The following is a 14,149-nucleotide window of genomic DNA, read 5'->3' as shown; positions in this document are numbered from 1 at the left end:
CCCTAAAGGATATGCCAAGGAGCAACCCAATGGAGCAATATTACAAACCAGAGCATCTTTCTCATTTTGGTCAGATCGGGGAAGGTAGCCCAGAACTTGCAGAAAAGTTTTTTGCATACTATGAAGCGGTGTTTGCAGAAAGTGCTTTGTCAAAGCGGGAAAAAGCCTTAATTGCTTTAGCAGTCGCCCATACCGTTCAGTGTCCCTATTGCATTGATGCTTATTCTAAAGAATGCCTTCAGCAAGGGTCTGATCTGGAGCAAATGACAGAAGCTGTCCATGTGGCAACGGTGATTCGGGGTGGTTCTTCGCTCATTCATGGGCTGCAAATGCTTGATCATGTCAATCAGGTGGCGATGTGATCGGCGTGTTGAATTAACAGATTTGGGTCATGAATTGTAGACACTTTAGTAGACACTTTAAAAGCTGAGGTCATGGAACTTTCTGAAACGCAGTCTAAAACAAATCTTTTGAGCCATTCTGAAGCGGAATCTGAGACGAGTTCAAAAAGAACCAAGGCAACGTCATTGCACAAAAGACATGCGCCACTAGCATCGACTCAATATCAACACAGCGTATTGGCTGACGTTGATCTATCCCACACCCTACATGAAGGCAACTTTGCTAAAACACTAGGACAACATCCTTTAACGCCTGCCAAATTAGAGATTTTTCAGATCAATATCGGCAAGTTGTGTAATATGACCTGTCGTCATTGTCATGTGGATGCGGGCCCCGATCGTACTCAAGAAAACATGAATCGTGAAACGATCGACCTTTGTCTTCGGGCCCTTGATCTGACTGAGGCTCATACGGTTGATATCACGGGAGGCGCACCCGAACTCAATCCGCACTTTCGCTATCTCGTCGATCAATGTGTCGCACGCGGAAAACAGGTGATCGATCGCTGCAATCTGACTGTGTTGCTGTTACCTCGAATGGAGGATTTGCCTCAGTGGTTGGGCAATCGCGGGGTCGAAATTGTCTGTTCTCTGCCGCATTATCGTCAGCGCAATACCGATGCTCAACGCGGAGACGGTACGTTTGAGAAGTCGATCGCCGCTCTCCATCTTCTCAATGCAGCCGGATATGGACAAGGCGACCCCAAACGCAGACTGACGCTGATGAGCAATCCGGTAGGCGCTTTTTTGGCCAGTAGTCAGACCAAGCTAGAGCAAGAATGGAAGACAGGTTTGCGGAAGAATTATGGCATTGAGTTCGATCGCTTGATTACGCTAAACAATATGCCGATTTCTCGCTATCTAGAATGGCTGGAGCAATCGGGCAACTTGCAGACTTATCTAGAACTGCTGGTGAATTCCTTTAATGCCGCGACGGTGAATGGGTTGATGTGTCGCAATACGATTTCAGTGTCCTGGGATGGGCGGCTTTATGACTGCGATTTTAACCAAATGCTGGATCTGGAGTGTCGATCGAGCGATCGCCCCCCCCACATTCGTGACTTTAATCCCGTCGAACTTGCACAGCGTCAAATTGTAACGGGTCGTCATTGTTTTGGCTGTACGGCTGGGGCGGGAAGTTCTTGTGGCGGGGCCTTGAGTTAAGGTGACTTCAATGATGCGAGTTTATGTTGTGAATTCAATATTGTGAGTTTAATGTTGTGAATTCAATTTGGTTTGGTGTTTAGAGCTTCTGCCTCCCAACTCCCCATTCTGGGAGACTTTGAGTTAATTACAGTTTCAAAGCGTCTTAACCTTCATGACTACACTTACGGATACACTCAAACGTCGTCGTCAACAGCTTGCTCAACTGATGGATCGCCCGATCGTTCTCTGGTCGGGCAGTCACAGTTCTCGTAATTTTCCGGCTAATACGTTTCCGTTTCGGGCGAGTAGTCACTTTCTCTACTTTGCGGGGTTGCCGTTGGAGAATGCGGCGATTCGGTTGGAGGCGGGAAAACTGACGCTGTTTGTGGATGAAGCGAGTCCAGCGAGTGCGCTGTGGCATGGAGCTTCCCCAACACGAGAAGAACTGGCCGCCACGATCGCCGCCGATGCTGCCTATCCCCTTTCAGCGTTAGAAAACCATGTTAAAGAGGCTGCCACAATCGCCGTTCAAGATCCGTTGACTCGACAGGAACAATCTCGCTGGTTAGATCGAGCGATCGCTTCGCCTAAGTCATCTCAAGGAGTAGATCTCGAATTAGCTCAAGCGATCGTTCGTCTCCGCCTCACTCACGACGATGCTGCGCTCGTAGAAATGCGGAAAGCGGCTGCCGTCACCGTAGAAGCTCATCAAGCAGGAATGGCAGCAACCTCTGATGCCAAACTTGAGGCAGACATTCGTGGTGCAATGGAACGGGTGATCATCACTCACAATATGACTTGTGCTTATAGCAGTATTGTCACCGTGCATGGAGAAGTGTTGCACAACGATCACTATCATCATCCGGTGCGATCGGGCGATTTGCTATTAGCCGATGTGGGTGCAGAAACTTCGACAGGCTGGGCATCGGACGTGACGCGAACGTGGCCCGTTTCTGGCAAATTTTCAGCGACTCAGCGCGATTTGTATGACGTTGTTCTGGCTGCTCACGACGCTTGTATTGCCAAAATTCGTCCAGATGTGGAGTATCGAGACATTCACTTACTCGCCTGTGAGACGATCGCTCAGGGACTCGTCGATCTCGGCATTCTCAAAGGGCAACCTGCGGATCTGGTCGAGCTGGATGCTCATGCGCTGTTCTTTCCTCACGGAGTCGGGCACCTGTTGGGCTTGGATGTCCACGATATGGAAGATCTGGGCGATCTGGCAGGATACGAAACCGGGAGAACTCGCAGCCCACGATTTGGATTGGGATATTTGCGGCTCGATCGTCCTCTAAAAGCTGGAATGGTGGTGACGATCGAACCTGGTTTTTACCAAGTTCCCGCAATCTTGCAAGACTCAACCTATCGCGAGACTTATCAGCATGTGGTGAACTGGGAGCGTTTGGCAGAGTTTAGCGACGTGCGCAGCATTCGCATTGAAGACGATGTATTGGTCACAGAAACCGGATCTGAAGTGTTGACGGCTGACCTGGCGAGTGAAGGGGACGCGATCGAACAACTCGTTCAGCCCTAGCTAATTCAGCTATTCAACGGTCAATCTCTCGACCCCAACAAAGAAGGTTGATCCGTTCCGTTGCAACACGGTTGTTAGCCTGCTACGTTTTTTGAAACTACACTAAATGAGTTTAAGTTCCATCTGAATATTGGATCGCTCATACGGTGAAGGTTGCCCAATAGTTCTTTGAAACCCTAGTTTTTGGTAGAGCTTGATAGCAGGTTCTAAGACGGTATTACTTTCTAGAAAGATTGTTTTTGCTCCCAATTCACGCGCTTTTCGGATGGCAGCTTGCCCTAATAGCCAGCCAATCCCTTTACCCTGCGCTTTTTCTGTGACAGCCATCTTCGCAAGCTCGTAGGTATCGCCATCCATTTTGATCAAGGCACAAGTGCCAACAATTTCACGGTCACTCAGCGCCATATAAATGTGTCCACCCGGTTTCAGAATCTTCTCGTCTGGAAAGTTAAGAGATTGATGGTCAGATTCTTCTGGCTTGAAGTATTTCTCAATCCACTCGTAGTTAAGGCGTTTGAAGTCTTCATGAAACTGAGGTACGTAATCAACAATTTCAACATGCTGACATTCACGAGTCTTTCGCACTGCTTGAACACGCTCGAAAAAGCTTTGGTGAGCAAGCAGAAATTCAAACTCTTCGATCGCCTTCCAGAGATCATGCTGAACTTCTAATAAAAGTCCTTCAACCGCTTGCCTCACATCAATGTGCTGCTTCTCAATCTTGGGAATGAGTCTCTTTCCAGCATCGGAGAGTTGAACAACACTAACTCTGGCATCCGTAGGATCTTTTTGAGTCGTTGTCAGTCCGCTCTTACTCATTTCTTTGACAATCTGGCTTACGGAAGGATGTGAGTGCCCAATTATTTGAGCAATCTCAGTAATTGATGCGCTCTGCTTTTGCGACAGAACATAGAAGACTGGAAACCATTTTGGATCTAGCGCGACATCATAGAGTGCATAAATTTTTGCGCCATCTTCCGTCAAGTTTTCACTCAAGCGACGGAGCCGACTACCTAATGCTAGTTTGCCAGTTTGGGAATAAAAATCCATAAACACGTAACCGTTTACGTAAGTGCCTATATATTACCATTATTTTTAGATTAGGGTCGCGAACCAATGACAACTTTGAGCACCGGGAAACAGAATCGGAGCAAAGCACAAAGGTTCTTGTCTGCTGCTCTGGAGTTGTATTAGCACTGATCACCGTTATCTTTAGCGTGCTACCAAGGTAGCCTCTCACCGAGATGAAAGAACCCGCCACTCGGCCCATCGGGTGGAAGAGTGGCTAACTCGATCGCTGTCTTTGCCCCTATCTTTGCATCAAGCATCCCAACAGCGTTCTCTGTCCTTACGACAGCCGCATTGATGTCCGTCTTCACGACACCCGGATGGGCTGAGTTCACCTTGATAGGGGTATCACGAAGGGCGTAAGCAAGATGCACTGTGAATGAGTTTATGGCGATTTTGCTGGTGTCGTAGGCAAAGGCTTTAAGCGAATCCATATCAGTACCGCGTGTGCTGTGCAGGGTAAGCGACCCAAGCCGACTTGACTGGTTCACAATCCGTCCTGCTGGAGACTGCCGAATAAGCGGCAGTAACTTTTGTGTCAGTTCAACCATGCCAAAGAAATTCACTTCAAATGTTTGACGAACTAGCTTGATGGGCACAGTGTCAGCCTGATACTGCCAGTCGATCGCGATGCCAGCGTTGTTGACCAGTGCATCAAGCCGACCGCAAGTTGCATCAATTAGGCGTACAGCGCTATCAAATGTCTCTGGTTGTGTTAGGTCAAGTAGGACAGGGCGCACATCAAATCCGGCATCTGCAAGATTTGCTGCTGCTTGTTGTCCTTTGGTGAGATCAAGTGAGCTTAGAAAGACGGTGTATCCCCGTTGTGCCAGTTGGCGGCAAACTTCAAATCCGATTCCTGTATTGGCTCCGGTGACTAGTGCAGTGTTTTTCATACTGGTGCTAAGGCTCCATCTGCATAGGTTTGATACTAATGCTTTGTCTAAGATGCTGTCTAGCAAACAACCTAGAAATTGTTTGACCTTGAACACTAACTGAAAACCTTCATACACGATCACAATCTGGAAACTTAAGCAGAATTACAATTGGTAAGTTCAGGCGGTAGCAGTTGATCTAGAGGTTGCTGAGAAGATCGTTTTTCCATACCTGCTACCCTCTCACCATTAGAACTAGAATCACCCAATTGTACAGAGCTAGGTTGAGCATTGAAACCTACTTGAGAGTAAAGAGGGAACGAAGTAATCAAAGCAACTTCATCCCTCAAATATTTAAGGGCGCTCCTTCATTGGATAGAAGAAACGCCCGTTTTGGATCAATCATTTAATTTGCGTTCAGAAGCTGAACGATCGCCCTTTCTCAACTCGATCTAGCTCAAACCGACGTTGCTGCGATCGTAGCCACTTCCAGGAGTTGGGTAGTCTTCGCCTTTGGTGTGGTTGGAGAGGTTTGCGACTTCTGCGGGAATGCCCAACTCGGCAGCCGTCCGGCTCAACATGGACTGTTGACGATTTTTGATCATTTGGTGATGACGCACCATCAATGCACGGGATTGATCTTGGACTGACATGGTGAATTCCTCCAGTTCTTTAGCTTTTCTGTACCTGAAACTAATATACCAGAGAAATTCTGTATTGAAAGCTACAAAATGTGAATAAGTCATAGAAATTTGACAAACATTTGATTGATTTTGAGCAATGTTTTGCGGAGCGATGCCCAAAACGATAAGCTCAAAACACTTAAGAAAGGGTTAAGAGAAGATGTCTACTGGCGAAAATTGGTTAGAAATCGGCTCACACGTCTGGTTTTATCGGGAAGTCGAGCCGACTGGACAGAGTAACCGACTGCCCGTTCTCTTGCTGCATGGGTTGGTGTCTCAAAGCTACAGTTGGCGAGAAGTCATGCCCGCTTTGGCAAGTCAGGGATTTCGGTCGATCGCCCCCGATTGGCCCGGCTGTGGATTTTCAGGAAAGCCTGATCGCCGCGATTTTGCCTACACACCGGATGCGTTTCTGACTGCGCTTGCTGATTTTGTTAAAGAAATGGAGTTAGAAAAATTCTCGATCGTCGCTCAGGGCTACCTCGGTTCGGTCGGCATTCAATATGCGCTGCGGCACCCTCAACAGGTCGATCGCCTCGCCATTTTCAACGCCCCGGTTTCTCAAACTGCCAAACTGCCCTGGAAGCTAAGGCAAATGGGCATTCCGCTCGTAGGTGACATGTTGACGCAAGATCCGCTGCTGGTCGATCGCACACTAGAAGGTGGTGGGGGCTATCGGATTGAAGACAATGACTTGGATATTTATCGTCGTCCCTGGCTCAAAAGTTCTGATGCGGGGCGATCGCTGTTGACCACGATTCAAAAGCTCCAACTTAAGGAGACGACGCTAGAAATTGAAACGGGCTTGAGCCAATGGACACAGCCATTACTATTAGCCTGGGGCGATCGTGATCCGTGGTTGCCAAAGAGTGTGGCGGAAGCGATTACGCAATCTACCAAAAACGCAGAATTTGTCGAACTCGAAGAAGTCGGGCACTATCCGCAAGAGGACTGGCCCGAAAAAGTCAGCGAAGTGCTTCAAACCTTTTTGAGAAGGCAAGCTTGACCCTGGGGAAACAATTTCATTCGCGAATTAGACTGGAGGTTGGTAGACGATCGGGAGAAGCAAATGCGGCGATTGACTTTATTGGGAACGGCGATCGGATTACTGCTTAACGGGTTCGCTCTGCCAAGTCAAGCGGCTCCAGACTCAACCTGTCCGACTCCTGCGCTTTCTCGTGTCACTCGCCATCGGGTCAAATCGGGCGAAACGCTGGAAAGTATTGCGCGTCGATACAATCTGATTCCCGCGACGCTGATGGGCATGAACGCAGTTTTGAGAGAAGGCAAAGCGCCGATCGGGGCTGAAATTCTCGTTCCTCCCTACAATGGAATTCGCGCCGAAGTGCCTGCGGGTCAGACGTTGCGAAATCTTGCGGCTAAATATAAAGTGCGTCCCGATCTGTTGTTTGAGGTCAATGGCTGTCAGACTGCGCCCAAAGTGGTGTTTATTCCCGGTGTCAACTGGTCGCCTGTCTCAGAAAGTCGATTGCCTGTCGCCAAAGCTAATCCCAATGTTTTGACCCGCTATCCGCTTTCTGCCAATTCTCCGGTGCTGCTGGGCTATGGGTGGTATCTCCCCGCTGGGCAGGACAAACCTGTGTTTCATAGTGGCATCGATTTGTCGGCGGCGATCGGTTCCCCGGTGCGAGCGGTCGGAGACGGAACGATCGCCTTTGCAGCCCAACAAGGGGCTTACGGAAATCTGGTTGTTATTAACCATCAGCAAGGCTATCAGACTCGTTATGCCCAGTTGGGCGGTATCAAGGTCAAAGTGGGACAAACCGTGAAAAGTGGACAAATGATCGGCACCGTCGGCAGCACGGGCATTCCGAGTTCTAACGGCCCTCACCTGCATTTTGAAGTGCGATCGAACTCCAATTTAGGCTGGGTTGCAGAAGATCCCAATCCCTTTTTGCGTCAGAAACCTTAATTGGACATCAGTTCGATCAAGTTCTTTTCGCTTCTCAAATCTTCGCCCCTTAAATTCTCCATTCTGAGAGACTTTGAACTTCATCAACTACACGTCACGATTTGTCTTTTCTCAGTCGATCGAGTTCTTTTTCTAAGTGCGATCGCATCTGTTCAGCCTGGTGGTATGTGGTCGATCGAATGGATTCATCAGGTTTGAGAGAACGACTCCAGGGACACTCGATCGGCTGTAGGAAATAGCGCAACCGGGTTCTCATCGCCCAAACGCCCATCGACGGAAACAGCACAAACACCAGCAGCAGCGGCGAAACGGGCAACAACGGCATTTTGAGCCAGCGAGCCAGCCTTCTACTATTCAACGTCCACGGATGCAAATATTCGCTACCCAGACAAGCTACCGGGAGAATCGGCACCTGAGCACCCACGCTGAGACGAATAAAACTGGGATCAAACCTGGCTAACTGATAGCGATCGCGCCAACCCTTCGCCAATCCTCGCCAACTTTCGGGAGCGTATAACAAAACGGTGGAGCGATCGCAGGTCTGAACGGCGGTTTCAAAACGCTGCTTTTCTGCTCGAATTCCTCCTAACACCTGTGCCCAACCCGGCGGCAACCACCACACCAGCCAGGGATGGTCAAAGAAAATCGGATGCGCCACTGGCTCGACAAACCAGCCTTTTTTTTGATTGAGCAACACGCCCAGACACAAAAAATCCCACGGAAAACACATGCCTGCATGATTGAGAGCAACAATGACGGGGGCAGAGTCGGGTAGATTCTCAACTTGATGCAGCTCGGCTCGAAAATAACGCTGCGCGATCGGAGTCAAAATTTCCCGCTGAAAGATCTGCTGATAGTGAGGATCAGGATCGCTAATAAAAGAGCGAGGCGATCGACATCCCAACCGCAGCCATCGGATCAGCAACGCCACATAAAATCCGCCCGGAATCAAAAACAGCCCATACTCCAGCCAATTCCAGCCGTCGGGGTCAGGGTGGTAGTGCTGCCAGTGACGGTTAAACAAAATCAGCCAACCGGGAGGATACCAGAGGCAAACCCAATCAAACCAGCCAAACGAATACGCGCTATCTGACTTCTTCACGTTCTAACTCAGTCACTCATATCCTACGGTATCTAATGACATAGCTTGCGATCGGACAAATCCGATACCCCCTTAAGGTATTTTTTGAGAGCGGCGATCTCTTCGAGTTACCCGCAAGGGGTCGCTTCAAGTTGCCTACAAGGGGTCGCAGCGATCGACTTCCAATTCCTATCAGTTTTTTCTGAACTAAAAGAATTTAAGGTATTCATTCTCATCTATTGATCACTAAAGAATTTCAATCAAAAGATGCGGAAAGATTGAGAAGTAGTCAGATGGATCAGTAAGATTTCTAGACACGGAAAAAGCTGCTTCTAACGTTCTAGTGTTAACTTGATCTGCAACCTATTAAAGGTATCAAGTTTCATCTATAAATAACTCTGACTGCTCTCTAGAAGTGTTGAGAATCATTAAGGAAAAGCCTATTTAGAGCAATCATATCCCTTGGTAAATCTCCCATTTATAGAGCTAACCAGAACTGCTTAAATGCAACGATAGGTATTTGCTTATGGATTCAATTTAAGATTTCTTTTGTAATTTGTCTCATTACGCTGGACTTTAGGGGACTTGAGACAGTAATGTTATTTCAAGCGTGTTAGCTAAGTTACTCAAACCAAATAACGGACTTAATAACTACTAACAGCCACCCAAAGATCGATCAGCTTTCAAAGCGATTGATTGCAATTAGGAACGATTTTTTTAATTAAATAAGTTAGCAGATTCTTGATGAAAACTCACGTTCATTCTTGAGACTGTTGCTTGCGATTTCGGCACCCTTTGAAGCGCAAATCAATGGGGATTCGGTTTTCATATCCAAGGCTAAGGAGAGCGTTATGACTCGGTTTGAATCGGTTTCTAGGCGGCGGTTTCTATTAACAGCTGGCGCAACAGCAGCCTCTTCTGTTTTACTAAAAGGCTGTCTGGGCAATCCTCCTGACTCACTTACTAATAGTGGTCAGACTTCTCCGGCTGCAACTCCTGTGGTCAACGTCAAGCCGGGAGAAGAACCAGAAGTCAAAACGGTGAGATTGGGATACATTCCGATCGTCGAGGCGGCTCCTTTAATCATTGCTCAAGAGAAGGGATTTTTCGCTAAATATGGCATGAGCGAAGTCAAGGTTGACAAGCAAGCCAACTGGGGTGCAGCGCGAGATAATGTCAAAATTGGCTCTGGTGGCGGCGGCATTGATGGCGGACAGTGGCAGATGCCCATGCCGTACTTGATCACCGAGGGGCTGATTACTGACAACACCAAAATTGATATGTATGTGTTGTGTCAGTTAAACACCCAAGGGAATGGAATTGCGATCGCTAACAAACACGCAGGTAAGAACATTGGGTTAAAGCTAGACAACCAGGTTGCGCTCTTTAGTCAACTCAAGTCAGCGGGTTCTAGATTCAAAGCAGCCTACACGTTTCCGAGAGCCAATCAGGAGTTTTGGATTCGCTACTGGTTAGCGGCAGGTGGCATCAATCCGGAGACAGACGTAGAGTTGCTCACCGTCCCCGCATCGCAAACCGTCGCAGACATGAAACGAGGGGCAATGGATGCCTTCAGCACAGGCGACCCCTGGCCCTACCGCATTGTTGCAGACAACAATGGATTCATCGCGGCATTGACTGCGGAAATGTGGAAAGCACACCCCGAAGAATATTTTGCAATCCGAAAAGACTGGGCAGACAAGCATCCCAAAGCCACCAAAGCGATTCTGAAAGGAATCATGGAAGCGCAACAGTGGTGTGATAACTTTGACAACCGTAAGGAACTGTCACAGATCCTAGCTCGGCGAGAATATTTTAATGTGCCAGAGACCGTCTTGCTAGAGCCGCTGATGGGTAAATACAACCTGGGCGAACGCACGATCGACGACAAATCGATGGCAGTTCTCTACTGGAAAGACAGCAAGGGCAGCGTTTCTTATCCTTACAAGAGTCATGATTTGTGGTTCTTAACGGAGAGTGTCCGCTGGGGCTTTTTACCCAAAGAGACATTGACGACTGCGAAGGCATTGATCGATCGCGTCAACCGCGAAGACATCTGGAAGGAAGCGGCCAAAGAAGCTGGAATTGCCGCCGCCGACATTCCCACCAGTACTTCTCGCGGCGTAGAAGAATTCTTTGACGGCATCAAGTTTGACCCAGAGAACCCTCAAGCTTATCTAGCCAGCTTAAAAATCAAAAAAGTCTGATCAACCTTGAGTTTCGAGTGATCAACGCCGATCTAAAACTCATCCCTTTCGCAAAGCGTGCCGCCAGCGGCAACCCCTCATTCCTCATCCCTCTTATCCAGGAGTTAATTCCATGACCGTCGCTCAACCCAACACCGTCGCACCTGTTAAGAAGTCACGCGCCGCTAATGCAAAACTCAAAGAACGGATCGAAGATTTTGTTTATCCACTGATTGCGATCGCTGTCTTACTCATCCTTTGGCAACTGTTTTCTTCTCTGCCGGGGGCCACACTTCCCAGTCCGGTGCGAGTTGTGCAAGAAACCTGGGTGCTAATCTTCTGGCCGTTTTACGACAAAGGCGGCACCGATAAAGGACTGGCACTACAGGTATTTGAGAGTTTGAAGCGGGTTGCAGTGGGCTACACACTCGCGGCGATCGTGGGTATTGGCGTTGGCATTCTCGTTGGTTTGAATAAGGGAATGTCGAAAGCACTCGATCCGATCTTTCAGATTTTGAGAACCGTTCCTCCGTTGGCGTGGGTTCCCATTGCATTAGCAGCATTACAACAAAACCAACCTGCTGCCTTGTTTGTCATTTTCATTACATCAATCTGGCCGATTTTGATTAACACTGCTGTTGGCGTTCGTCAGATTCCTAGCGATTACAACAACGTGGCCAAAGTGTTGAACTTGCCCAAGTCAGAGTACTTCTTTAAGATTCTCTTTCCGGCTGCACTGCCTTACATTTTCACCGGGTTGCGGATCTCGATCGGGCTTGCCTGGTTAGCTATCATCGCTGCTGAAATCGTGATGTCTGGCATCGTCGGCATCGGCTTCTTTATCTGGAACGCTTACCAAAACAGCCAAGTCAGCGAAATCATTTTGGCACTGGTCTACATCGGTTTGGTGGGCTGGGCACTCGACAAAATCATGGCGTACATTCAAGACCTGATTTTGCCCCCAAGTCAAAAACAATAGAAATAGAACTCACACTGATTCTTTGTGAAGTTGCATAGATAAGATCCCCCTAGCCCCCTTCAAAAGGGGGAACTGGACTATTATCCCTCCCTTTTTACTAGGCTCTTATCCCTTCCCTTTTTAAGGGGGCTAGGGGGATCTGTTCTGTGTAAGTCGTAAGAAATTCAAAGCTCCTGCCTCTCAAACACTCTTCTTCACCGCTATGTCTAAATTTGTTGCTGTCGAAAACGTTGAAAAAACTTTTCCCCTTGCCAATGGTGGGAGCTATGTTGCTCTCAAGGGAATTGACCTTGAGATTCGTAAAGGTGAATTTATTTCGCTGATTGGTCACTCTGGCTGTGGTAAATCTACGCTACTCAACATGGTGGCAGGTCTGGATTTGCCGACCGATGGAGTCGTCATGCTCGAAGGCGAAGAGATTCTCAAGCCGGGGCCCGACAAAATGGTTGTGTTCCAAAACTATTCGCTGCTGCCTTGGATGAGCGTTCGGCAAAATATTGAACTGGCTGTCAATAACGTGTTGGCTCATCTGTCAGTCGAAGAACGCAAAGAAATTGTTGAACAAAACATTCAAATGGTCGGACTGGGACACGCCGCCGACAAACCACCAGATCAGCTATCGGGCGGGATGAAACAGCGGGTCGCGATCGCACGTGCCTTTGCCACCAAACCCAAACTGATGCTGCTCGACGAACCGTTTGGTGCATTAGATGCGCTGACTCGCGGCAACCTCCAAGAAAAGCTAATGGAGATTTGCGAAGAAAACCATGTGACGACGGTGATGGTGACGCACGATGTGGATGAGGCGATTTTGCTCAGCGATCGCATTGTCATGCTCACCAACGGCCCCGAATCCAAAATCGGTCAAATTCTCGAAGTAGACATTCCTCGCCCTCGCAAGCGCATGGAAGTGATCACCCACCCCAACTACTACAGCTACCGCAGCGAACTGATCTACTTTCTCAATCAGCAAAAGCAAATCAAAAAACTGCGTGCTAGAAAGACCACCGCTGTCGCTCGTCACGGGTTAGAAAAAGTCAATCTAGAAATCGGGTTTGTGCCTTTGACGGCTTGCGCTCCGTTGGCGATCGCTAAAGAAAAAGGCTTCTTTGCTCATCATGGGTTAGATGAAGTCAATCTGGTGCGCGAATCAAGCTGGCGCGGCATTCAGGATGGAATTGCAGGTGGCTACATCGACGCGGCTCAAATGCCTTCAGGAATGCCTGTCTGGTTGACGACTGGGGGAATGGATGGCAAACCGATTCCGATCGTCAGCGCTCTCACCCTCACCCGCAACGGGAACGCGATCACACTCGACAAACGCTTTCAAGAACAGAACGTTTATACGCTGAGTGACCTGAAGCGAATGCTACTAGAAAGCACCGATACCCGTCACATGTTTGGGGTGGTGCATCCTGCGTCAATGCATAATTTATTACTGCGTTACTGGTTGGCGGCCGGGGGAATTGATCCCGATAAAGACGTTTCGATTACCACGCTGCCTCCCGCCCAAATGGTGGCTAACCTGCAATCAGACAGCATTGACGGCTACTGTGTGGGTGAACCCTGGAACATTCGGGCGGCGGTCGAAGAGATTGGCTACACGATCGCCACCGACCTCGAAATCTGGAACGGTCACCCTGGTAAGGTTCTCGGTGTTCGTGAAGATTGGGCCAATGCCTATCCCAACACCCATGTCGCCCTGGTCAAAGCTCTGCTCGAAGCCTGTCGCTACTGCACAGATGCCAACAATCACGAAGAGATTCGTCAAATCCTATCGCGCAGTGAATATCTGGCCTGCGAAGTGGATTACATTCAGCTAGGCGATCCAAATTCAGCCGTGTGTGACCTGCATCCTTCTCCCAAAGAGTACGCGCACCACCAATTTTATGGGCAAGGAGTCAACCGTCCCAGTCGTACCGAGCATCTCTGGCTCATGACTCAATTAGCGCGCTGGGGTGACATTCCTTTCCCACGCAACTGGGTTGAAATTTTGGAGCGCGTTTGCAAAGTGAATGTGTTTAGCGTAGCGGCACGAGAATTGGGCCTCTCTGATCTGACCTACAGCCGAGGTGCGATTCATCTGTTTGATGGGGTGACCTTTAGCGCAGACGACCCGATCGCTTATCTTAACGACCTCAAGATTAAGCACGACATCTACATGGCAGAAATTGCCCTCGATGCCCCCTTGCCTCGCACCGCGTAAACCCCTAGGATGCTCCCAAGACACCCATGCAAACACTTAAGACGAGCGAAACGT

At 48.8% G+C, this 14,149-nt stretch carries 12 protein-coding genes; 8 read left to right on the top strand and 4 right to left on the bottom strand.

What is annotated here, in order from left to right:
* The first annotated feature begins 29 nt into the window (after positions 1–29).
* From ACJ2PR_RS08990 to ACJ2PR_RS08980, 3 genes are all read left to right on the top strand, one after another.
* On the top strand, positions 30–362 hold the full coding sequence (locus ACJ2PR_RS08990; RefSeq protein ID WP_446876775.1) for an arsenosugar biosynthesis-associated peroxidase-like protein: 333 nt from the start codon (positions 30–32) through the stop codon (positions 360–362).
* Between the two features lie 108 nt (positions 363–470).
* Complete coding sequence (arsS, locus tag ACJ2PR_RS08985) at positions 471–1,565, top strand: arsenosugar biosynthesis radical SAM (seleno)protein ArsS (protein WP_446876803.1); 1,095 nt, start codon at positions 471–473, stop codon at positions 1,563–1,565.
* Between the two features lie 154 nt (positions 1,566–1,719).
* Entirely contained in the window at positions 1,720–3,084 is a 1,365-nt protein-coding gene (locus tag ACJ2PR_RS08980) for an aminopeptidase P family protein (RefSeq protein WP_446876774.1), read from the top strand.
* A gap of 102 nt (positions 3,085–3,186) precedes the next feature.
* Here ACJ2PR_RS08980 and ACJ2PR_RS08975 read toward each other — a convergent pair whose 3' ends face one another.
* The 3 genes from ACJ2PR_RS08975 to ACJ2PR_RS08965 all read right to left on the bottom strand — a co-directional run bounded on the left by ACJ2PR_RS08975 (position 3,187) and on the right by ACJ2PR_RS08965 (position 5,680).
* Positions 3,187–4,134, bottom strand: coding sequence for a bifunctional helix-turn-helix transcriptional regulator/GNAT family N-acetyltransferase (locus ACJ2PR_RS08975; protein WP_446876773.1), 948 nt, complete (start codon positions 4,132–4,134; stop codon positions 3,187–3,189).
* Between the two features lie 170 nt (positions 4,135–4,304).
* Positions 4,305–5,048, bottom strand: coding sequence for an SDR family oxidoreductase (locus tag ACJ2PR_RS08970; RefSeq protein ID WP_446876772.1), 744 nt, complete (start codon positions 5,046–5,048; stop codon positions 4,305–4,307).
* Between the two features lie 431 nt (positions 5,049–5,479).
* Entirely contained in the window at positions 5,480–5,680 is a 201-nt protein-coding gene (locus ACJ2PR_RS08965) for a hypothetical protein (protein WP_446870018.1), read from the bottom strand.
* A 190-nt stretch (positions 5,681–5,870) separates the two neighbouring features.
* Here ACJ2PR_RS08965 and ACJ2PR_RS08960 point away from each other — a divergent pair, with 190 nt between their 5' ends.
* Both ACJ2PR_RS08960 and ACJ2PR_RS08955 read left to right on the top strand, forming a co-directional pair.
* Positions 5,871–6,716 (top strand): alpha/beta fold hydrolase, encoded by an 846-nt coding sequence (locus ACJ2PR_RS08960; protein WP_446870019.1) that lies wholly within the window; start codon positions 5,871–5,873, stop codon positions 6,714–6,716.
* A gap of 63 nt (positions 6,717–6,779) precedes the next feature.
* Positions 6,780–7,643: a peptidoglycan DD-metalloendopeptidase family protein gene (locus tag ACJ2PR_RS08955; RefSeq protein WP_446876771.1), complete on the top strand. Its 864-nt coding sequence runs from the start codon at positions 6,780–6,782 to the stop codon at positions 7,641–7,643.
* Positions 7,644–7,737: 94 nt separating this feature from the next.
* Here ACJ2PR_RS08955 and ACJ2PR_RS08950 read toward each other — a convergent pair whose 3' ends face one another.
* Positions 7,738–8,745 carry a 1-acyl-sn-glycerol-3-phosphate acyltransferase gene (locus ACJ2PR_RS08950; RefSeq protein WP_446876770.1) on the bottom strand — a complete coding sequence of 336 codons (1,008 nt, stop codon included), beginning with the start codon at positions 8,743–8,745 and terminating at the stop codon, positions 7,738–7,740.
* An 830-nt stretch (positions 8,746–9,575) separates the two neighbouring features.
* Between ACJ2PR_RS08950 and ACJ2PR_RS08945 the strand changes: the two genes are divergently transcribed.
* From ACJ2PR_RS08945 to ACJ2PR_RS08935, 3 genes are all read left to right on the top strand, one after another.
* Positions 9,576–10,931 (top strand): CmpA/NrtA family ABC transporter substrate-binding protein, encoded by a 1,356-nt coding sequence (locus ACJ2PR_RS08945; protein WP_446876769.1) that lies wholly within the window; start codon positions 9,576–9,578, stop codon positions 10,929–10,931.
* Between the two features lie 112 nt (positions 10,932–11,043).
* Positions 11,044–11,889, top strand: coding sequence for a nitrate ABC transporter permease (ntrB, locus tag ACJ2PR_RS08940; RefSeq protein ID WP_446870023.1), 846 nt, complete (start codon positions 11,044–11,046; stop codon positions 11,887–11,889).
* Positions 11,890–12,091: 202 nt separating this feature from the next.
* Positions 12,092–14,095 carry a nitrate ABC transporter ATP-binding protein gene (locus tag ACJ2PR_RS08935; RefSeq protein WP_446876768.1) on the top strand — a complete coding sequence of 668 codons (2,004 nt, stop codon included), beginning with the start codon at positions 12,092–12,094 and terminating at the stop codon, positions 14,093–14,095.
* Positions 14,096–14,149: the final 54 nt, after the last annotated feature.

This window comes from Phormidesmis sp. 146-33 (assembly GCF_052939515.1).
The sequence above is the reverse complement of the archived record's forward strand: the minus strand, read 5'-3'. Positions and strand labels throughout refer to the sequence as shown.

Excerpts from the sequence above, each read along its gene's own strand:
- ACJ2PR_RS08990 (WP_446876775.1), top strand. The coding sequence starts at position 30 with ATGGAGCAATATTACAAACCAGAGCATCTTTCTCATTTTGGTCAGATC.
- ACJ2PR_RS08980 (WP_446876774.1), top strand. The coding sequence starts at position 1,720 with ATGACTACACTTACGGATACACTCAAACGTCGTCGTCAACAGCTTGCT.
- ACJ2PR_RS08975 (WP_446876773.1), bottom strand. The coding sequence starts at position 4,134 with ATGGATTTTTATTCCCAAACTGGCAAACTAGCATTAGGTAGTCGGCTC.
- ACJ2PR_RS08970 (WP_446876772.1), bottom strand. The coding sequence starts at position 5,048 with ATGAAAAACACTGCACTAGTCACCGGAGCCAATACAGGAATCGGATTT.
- ACJ2PR_RS08965 (WP_446870018.1), bottom strand. The coding sequence starts at position 5,680 with ATGTCAGTCCAAGATCAATCCCGTGCATTGATGGTGCGTCATCACCAA.
- ACJ2PR_RS08960 (WP_446870019.1), top strand. The coding sequence starts at position 5,871 with ATGTCTACTGGCGAAAATTGGTTAGAAATCGGCTCACACGTCTGGTTT.
- ACJ2PR_RS08955 (WP_446876771.1), top strand. The coding sequence starts at position 6,780 with ATGCGGCGATTGACTTTATTGGGAACGGCGATCGGATTACTGCTTAAC.
- ACJ2PR_RS08945 (WP_446876769.1), top strand. The coding sequence starts at position 9,576 with ATGACTCGGTTTGAATCGGTTTCTAGGCGGCGGTTTCTATTAACAGCT.
- ntrB (WP_446870023.1), top strand. The coding sequence starts at position 11,044 with ATGACCGTCGCTCAACCCAACACCGTCGCACCTGTTAAGAAGTCACGC.
- ACJ2PR_RS08935 (WP_446876768.1), top strand. The coding sequence starts at position 12,092 with ATGTCTAAATTTGTTGCTGTCGAAAACGTTGAAAAAACTTTTCCCCTT.